General features: G+C 57.7%; 5 protein-coding genes. 1 reads left to right on the forward strand and 4 read right to left on the reverse strand.

Going from position 1 to position 7,611, the window contains the following annotated elements:
• Positions 1 to 95: 95 nt before the first annotated feature.
• A complete protein-coding gene (gene purM, locus NW820_RS00320) occupies positions 96 to 1,160 on the reverse strand; it encodes a phosphoribosylformylglycinamidine cyclo-ligase (protein ID WP_414406366.1) in 1,065 nt (354 codons plus the stop codon).
• Positions 1,161 to 1,304: 144 nt separating this feature from the next.
• Between purM and NW820_RS00325 the strand changes: the two genes are divergently transcribed.
• On the forward strand, positions 1,305 to 2,483 hold the full coding sequence (locus tag NW820_RS00325; RefSeq protein WP_414406367.1) for a septal ring lytic transglycosylase RlpA family protein: 1,179 nt from the start codon (positions 1,305 to 1,307) through the stop codon (positions 2,481 to 2,483).
• Here NW820_RS00325 and NW820_RS00330 read toward each other — a convergent pair whose 3' ends face one another.
• The 3 genes from NW820_RS00330 to NW820_RS00340 form a co-directional block, all read right to left on the reverse strand.
• Positions 2,484 to 3,494 carry a response regulator gene (locus NW820_RS00330; RefSeq protein WP_414406368.1) on the reverse strand — a complete coding sequence of 337 codons (1,011 nt, stop codon included), beginning with the start codon at positions 3,492 to 3,494 and terminating at the stop codon, positions 2,484 to 2,486.
• Positions 3,491 to 6,418, reverse strand: a complete 2,928-nt coding sequence (locus NW820_RS00335) for a PAS domain S-box protein (RefSeq protein WP_414406369.1) — start codon at positions 6,416 to 6,418, stop codon at positions 3,491 to 3,493. The genes NW820_RS00330 and NW820_RS00335 overlap by 4 nt, the downstream gene beginning before the upstream one ends.
• Before the next feature lie 299 nt (positions 6,419 to 6,717).
• A partial coding sequence (locus NW820_RS00340; protein ID WP_414406370.1) for a ribose-phosphate pyrophosphokinase occupies positions 6,718 to 7,611 on the reverse strand: 894 nt, incomplete at its 5' end.

The raw sequence follows: 7,611 nt of genomic DNA on the forward strand, positions 1-7,611 counted from the left end.
GCTGAGGCCACATGCCAACTTAGCATAGCGACGGCGAGGATGAGTCGAGGGAACTGGGATCCCTTTCCCCCTTTTGGTGGGGATCCATCGGTTGGCTAGTCGGCAGGGCTTGTGAGGGATCCCCACTGTTCCAGTCCCAGAACCCGGCTCTCCCCTGGACAGGCCGCCACCACCTCCCCAATGGGGAAGGCTTCGGGGAGCAGGGATCTCACCTGATTTTCCGCCTCAGGGGGGATCACCAGCACATAGCCCACCCCCAGGTTGAAGGTGCGGAACATCTCCAAGGTCTCCACCTGGCCCTGTTCTTGGAGCCAGAGAAACTCCTGTGGGATGGGCCAGCTATGGGGCTGCAGCCGCGCCGCCTGGTTGGGGGCCAAACAGCGGGGCAAGTTTTCCGGGATCCCGCCGCCGGTGATGTGGGCCATGCCGTGGATGGCGATCCCTGCTGCCTGCAGCCGCTGCACCGCCTGCACGTAGATGCGGGTGGGGGTGAGGAATACTTCCGCCAAAGGCCGATCCCAGCCGGGTGGCCGGTGATCCCAGCGCCAGCCCCGGTCGGCCACAATCCGCCGCACCAAGCTGTAGCCGTTGCTGTGCAGGCCGCTGCTGGGCAAAGCCAACAACCGATCCCCAAGCTGTACCCGCGACCCATCCAGAATGGCCGCCTTCTCCACAATTCCCACACAAAACCCGGCCAGGTCGTACTTCCCAGGGGGATAAAACCCCGGCATCTCCGCCGTTTCCCCCCCCAGCAGTTGGCAGCCCGCTTCCTGGCAGCCCGCCAAGATGCCATCGATCACCTGCCACAGGGCTTCCGGCTCCAGCTTGCCGGTGGCCACATAGTCCAAGAAAAACAGCGGCCGGGCCCCCACCGTCAGCACATCGTTGGCACACATCGCCACCAGATCGACGCCCACCCCCCGGTGCTGACCCCACTGCTGGGCAATGTCCAGCTTTGTCCCCACCCCATCGGTGCCCGCCACCAACACCGGCGCTTGATACCCCGTCGGCAGCTCAAACAGACCGGCAAAGCCGCCGATGCCGCCCAAGGTTCCTGAAGAACCTGAAGACGGAACTTGAATCCGTTCAACGCGCTCGCGGATCCCCCTGACAAAGGCCTGGCCCAGATCGATGTCAACCCCTGCTGAGCGGTAGTCCAAAATGCCAAAACCCCTTATGCTATCAAGACTTGAGCTCCTGTGTCCGACCGTACAAACGGGTCAACTCAGAAACCTATGGTACATTAACTTCTGTTTTAACCGTCGCACTGGAAGTTGTACGAGATTGGAGAGGAGCGCGGCCTCATGCGAAATTGGAAACAGCTTGGACAGGGACTGGAGCCCGCCCGCAAAATGGGCTTGGTCAGTTGTCTCTGTGTCACGGCTTTGGGCTTGCCGGTAGGCATGTTGGGCGGCTTGACTTCGCGAGCACAAGCCTCGACGCGAACCGGATCCCTGAGCACCCGAGCAGCGGAGCTGTCATCTGACTCCCAATTGCCCTCCCCGGCCACCGACCTCGTTCCCCCTTCCCAACCCGCCACTGCTGCCGCAGCCCCAGTCAGAACGCTGCCGAGAACCCCCCAAACCCCTATCTCCGACCACAAAGGTCTTGCCCCTGCCAAACTGGGTACCCTGAACTTGGATCATTCTTTGAACCGAACTCGCCAGGCGATCCTGCCCCGTCGAGCAGAAGAACCCATTCTCAAGATCGGCGAACAACAGCAGCACACCAACCAGCCCATCTCCACCCTCTACGACTATCAGATGGACGGGCAACAGGTGGTTACTGTCTATGTGCGGGATCTGCCCATTGTCAGTTTTGTCGAGCACCCTGGGCTAGAACCACCGCTGATGCGGGCCAGCACCCTTGTGGCCCAGCTCAACCAAATGGCCCAGGGATCCCTGAAAGACACCACCATCACCTTAGGTTGGGCAGGTTTGGAATTGGCCGAACAAGGCTTGGGTGTTCCTCTCTATACCATTCAGGTCAACAGCGAGGAATTGCTGCGCATCGACGATGGAGTGCTGTTGATCGACAACCAGCGCCCGGTGGATGTGGCTGTTTTGGCTGCCAATCGTCTGCGCCGTCTGCTGCTCGATGCCCCGCCCATTTCAGCTCCGGCCCTGCCTCAACCGGCTGCTCTGACCGCCAAAGCCGCTGTTGCAGGTTCCAAGCCGAAAACAGCCCCTCAACAGGAACCCGCCCCTGTCCGCGTGGTTGGGCCTGTGCAAGAGGGCATTGCTTCTTGGTATGACCTGCACCCAACCCGCCATGAGATGACGGCTGCCCACCCCACCCTGCCCTTTGGCACCGAGGTACGGGTGACCAACCTGAAAAATGGCCGCCAGGCTGTCGTGCGCATCAACGATCGCGGCCCTTTTATCCCCGGTCGGATCATCGACCTTTCCCTGCGGGCGGCAGAGGTGTTGGGGATGGTGCGCTCGGGGCTGGCACCTGTGCGGGTGGAAGTGGTGCAACGCTAGCTAGGGCACGGGTGAAAAGCGCTTGGAATCGGGGGAATAGCGCCAAGAAATGCCCTCGGGATCCCGGCTGCGGCTCCACTCTGGAAACCCGGTTTTGAATTTCCAGTAGGTAATGGCGGAAACCACCACCCCCAACCGTTCCGCCAACTGAGTCTGGTTAAGGGGGCGCAGCGGTGCCCGTGGCGCTGTGGCGGCAGTGGGGCTGGGTGCGGGGGCAGAGCCTGCCGACTCCTGGGAGGGCGTGGTTGCAGGGGTGGGCGCTTCCTGCTCCAACCGGTGACCAGGGCTGGGCTCCTGGGGACGCAGCAGGCTGAACTGGCTCAACAGGCCAACATTTTCCAGGTTTAAAAGATTTTCCAGGTTAGAGGTTTGGTGGATCAGCTCCAGCTCACGGCGAAACTCATCCTCCAGCACCTGCAGATAGTGCTCCCGCTTCTGCTCCGACTCGGCATCCTTGAGCAGACCCAAGGCAAAGCTGAGGTTCGAGAGGGGCTCGCTCAGATCCTGCAAGAATTTCTTGAACAGAGTGCCCTTCACCTCCGAGAACTGCTGCAGCTGCTGCAGTTTTTGCCGCAGCTCTTCGATTCTTTTTTCTTCCAGCTTGCGGTTCTCAAGGCTCTGGCGGTGGTTGTGCAGGGCAATTTCAATGGTGGTGTAGAGTTCCCGCTCTTTGAAAGGCTTGATGATGTAGCCGAAGGGCCGGGTCTCCTTGACGCGGGAGAGCGTGTCTTCGTCGGCGTAGGCCGTCAGATGCACCACCGGAATGTTGAAGCGCTCGGTAATCCGCTTGGCGGCTTCTATACCATCGATATCGCCTTTTAGGACGATATCCATCAAGACCAAGTCCACCGGCATCTCTTCCAGCCTTCGGATCGCTTCTTCCCCGGAAGAAGCAATGGCGGGCACAGCGTAGCCAAATTTTTTCAGAACGTTGGCAATGTCCTTGGCGATGATCTTCTCGTCCTCGACGACCAGAATACTGCCTTTGACAAGGGGTGGAACTCTCTTCAAGGCTCGCTCCTCGGAAAGGTAATGATGAAGGTGGTACCCGGTTTGCTCCTCAATTGTATCTTGCCCTGTAGCTGATCGGTGAGGGTTGCAACCAGTTGTAAACCCAGAGATTGAGTTTCCTTGAAGTCAAAGTTCGGGGGCAAGCCAACGCCATTGTCGGAGACTCGCAACTGAGTATATTTGCGGGTTTGGCTGAAATGAATCTCTATCTCCCCGCTGCGGCCCTTCGGGAAGGCATACTTGAGGCTGTTGGTCACCAACTCGTTGATGATCAGGCCACACAAGACCGCATCGTCCAGGTTGAGGCGGATCCCTTCGGCGCGGATGTTGGCGCGAATGCTCTCGGGGTTTACCCCGTAAGAGTGAAAGAGGTTGGAGATCAAATTGTGTAGGTACTGCTTGAGATCCACAGCGGCCAGATTGTTGGATTGGTACAAACCTTCGTGGATCAAAGACATGGCTTGAATACGGCTGCCGGCATCCTTAAAAACGCGGGCGTACTTGCGGCTTTTGATTTGGTCAGCTTGGAGCCGCAGCAGGCTGGAGATGATTTGCAGGTTGTTTTTGACGCGGTGGTGAATCTCCCGCAGCAGGACTTCTTTTTCCTGAAGGGCAGCTTGGATCTGCAGCTTTGCCCGTTTTTCTTCGGTAATGTCTTCGCAAATGCCGATGATGAAGAGGTTTTTGCCCTCGGGATCCCGGACTGCAGAGACTGCCAGGCGGCACCAAACCACCTTTCCGCTGCGGTGGATGTAGCGTTTTTCCAGGTGGTAGCGATCCCGTTGGCCGTTCAAAACCTCCTGGAAAAGGCGCCAATCTTCCTGAATGTCCTCGGGATGGGTGAGGTCGCAGAAGCTCATGTGGGTCAGTTCGGCAGCGCTATAGCCCAAGATCTCTTCCAGAGCGGGGTTCACTTTTAGGTAATGGCCCCGATGATCGACGATGGAAATGCCCAGGGCTGACTGCTGGAAGATGCCCCGTAAACTCAGCTCACTTTGGCGAAGGGCTGCCTCGGCTTGCTTGCGCTCGGTAATGTCCAAAATCTGGCTTAGAAAGTAGCTGGGATCCCCTTGGGCCGTGCGCACCAGGGTGATGCGAAGAATGGCATAGACTATTTGGCCGTTCTTGTGGATGTAGCGTTGTTCCTGTTCGCACTGATGCACCTGGCCGGCCAGCAGGCGGTTGCTGTTTTCCAGAGTGGTGGCGATGTCGTCGGGATGGGTGATGTCGAGGACGGTTTTCCCTTTGAGATCCTCCAGGGTGTAGCCCAGGGTTTCGGTAAAAGCGGCGTTGATTTGCAAATAGGTGCCATCCACGTGGGTCATGGCCTTGGCAATGGGGGCCCATTCAAAGGATTGGCGGAAGCGTTCTTCACTTTCTTTGAGGGCAATTTCTGCCTCCACGCGGGCGCTGATGTCGATCACCTGGTTGAGAAACTGGGTGGGCTGTCCTTCCTCGTCGGTGAGCAGGGTGGCCTGAAACAGCACATGAACAACCTGACCGGAACGATGGGTGTAGCGAATCTGGCGCTGGCTGACGGAGACCTTCCCCGCCAACAAAGCCTCATTGGCCCCCAGCAGTGGGTTGACATCTTCGGGGTGGAGAATGTCCAGTTGTTGCCGATGTTTCAATTCTTCGGGGGTGTAGCCGACAATCTGGGCAAAGGCATCGTTGACCTGGATAAATCGCCCCTGCAAGTCCACAAGGGCAATTCCATTGGGGGCCAGCTCAAAAATCTGCCGAAAATGGTTGGCGCTTTGTTGCCAGGCTTGCTCTATACGACGCCGTTCGGCTTCCAGTTGCTTGGACTCAGTGATGTCTTCGACGATCCCTGCCACCCGATAGATTTTGCCCTCTTTGTCGGCGATGGGAAAAGTGCGTTCCCGCAACCAAATCAGGCGGCCATCGGTGCGATAAATGCGGAAGACGACATCGGTGGATTTGCCCTCCGATTGGGCTTTGAGGATGGTGGGGAACAACCAGCGGTCGTCGGGGTGGATCTGGCGGATCCAGGCTTGGGGGTTGGCGTAGGCCTCTTCGGCGGAAAGGCCCCAAAGGGCTTCGCAGGCTGGGCTGACGTAGATCAGCTCTTTGCTGTAGAGTGTTGTGATCCAAAACAGTTGCTGCGTATTCTCTGCCAGTTGCAGAAAACGATGCTCGCTCTCTCGGCGGGCCTCTTCCAATTGTTGTTGTCGTTCTTTCAGTTGACGGGATGCTGTGATGTCGGTAACAAATCCTTCAAAATAGAGGGGATCCCCTTGGTCGTTGTAGATGGTACGGGCATTTAAAGAAATCCAAATTAGCCTGCCATCTTTGCAGCAGACTTGGTGTTCAAAATTCACAACTTGACCTTCTCTCAGCATGCGCTGGATGAATTCGGCTCGTTGCTCCGGATCGCTATAGATTTGGGTGCCAATATCGGAGACGTTGTGCATCAAATCCTCAGGGGATTCGTAGCCGAAAATATGGGCCAAGGCCGGGTTGGCAACCAGATATTTGCCCTCTAGGGTGGTTTGAAAAATGCCTTCGACGGCGTTCTCGAAGATCTGCTGGTAGCGGGCAGCAGTGCTGCGGCTGTCCTGCAGTTGGGATTGGAGCTGCTCGAGGGTTTGCCGATGCTCCTGGGCTTGGAGAAGAATGTGCTTCAGGCTGAGGGCAACGAGGTCAATCTGTTCCCGTTCAAAGGAACTCAGTTGGCGAGGATGGCAGTCGAGCAGGTGCAGATCGGCCAACCGGATCCCCTGCTCAGTCTGCAAGAGGAAGGATTCATGAAAAGGCCATTGCTCAGCCCCAGGACTGGCATTGAGGTTGAAGGGTTCGCCGGCTGGGATCCCTTGCGGATCCCGGTAGAGGATCCCTTTTGAAGGCGAGTGGGGATCGGATCCCGGCTGGGCCAGTTCTAGATAGACCAAAGGTACTTTCAACAGTTGACCCAGTAATTGCAACAGCGGGTACAGCGCTGTACCCAGTTCGGTTTGAAGGGACTGCCCTTCCCTGGGAGCAGTCCGCGGGAAAGCAAAACCGTGCACAACGGATCTTGGCGAGCGAGAAATGGGAGGTGACATGGGAAAACCTGGCCAAGGAGCTGGCTCAACCCAGTCCATCACGACAGATCGGGGGTGCCTGGTTGGGCTGATCTCCACAGGGAAAAGGAGCAGGCGCGCCCATTCTGCACCCACTCTACTCTAGCGATACTCTGGAGAAACTTACTTTGAAACTTACTTTAGTGAAACATGCTGCTGACGGAGCTATCTTCATGGATGCGCCAGATCGCTTCCCCCAGCACATTGGCTACCGAGAGAACGGTTAACTCGGGAAAGTGCTGCTCTGGAGGGATAGGGATGGTGTTGGTGACGATCACCTCTTCAAATAGACCACCCCGCAGGCGTTGAATGGCCGGCTCAGAAAAAACAGGATGAATGGCGCAGGCATAAACCGCTTTGGCTCCCAGCTTGCGCAGCAATTTTGCCCCTTCCGAGATGGTGCCTGCGGTATCGATCATGTCATCCACAAGGATGGCAGTTTTCCCCCGCACATCCCCAATGAGATTCATGACTTCCACATCGTTGTGGGCTTGACGGCGCTTGTCGATGATTGCCAGAGGGGCTTCCTTGAGCTTTTTGGCAAAGGCACGGGCACGGGCCACACCCCCCACATCGGGAGAGACGACCACAATGTCTTCGTCGAGCAAGCCCTTTTCCTTGAGGTAAGCCTGTAATACCGGCTGGGCGTAGACGTGGTCGAGGGGAATGTCGAAGTAGCCTTGAATCTGGGCCGAGTGCAGATCCATAGCCAGCACGCGGTGAGCTCCCGCCTGGGTAATCATGTTGGCCACCAGCTTGGCGGTGATTGCTTCTCGGCCTGCCGTTTTGCGGTCGGCGCGAGCGTAGCCGTAGTAGGGCAAGACAGCGGTGATCTGCCGGGCAGAGGCGCGGCGACAGGCATCGATGATCACCAGCAGTTCCATCAGGTGGTCGTTGACGGGGCGGCAAGTGGGCTGCACCAAGTAGACATCAGCACCCCGGATCGACTCTTGGATTTGGATGTACAGCTCGCCATCGGCAAAGCGCTTGCGCAACATCGGGCCCAGATCCATGCCCAAGTAACGCGCCACCTC

Origin of the sequence: Synechococcus sp. R55.7, assembly GCF_047461955.1 — a bacterium.
Classification (GTDB): Bacteria; Cyanobacteriota; Cyanobacteriia; order Thermostichales; family Thermostichaceae; genus Thermostichus.

Bases quoted from the DNA above. Each gene is read 5' to 3' on its own strand.
- NW820_RS00325 (WP_414406367.1), top strand. From the start codon at position 1,305: ATGCGAAATTGGAAACAGCTTGGACAGGGACTGGAGCCCGCCCGCAAA.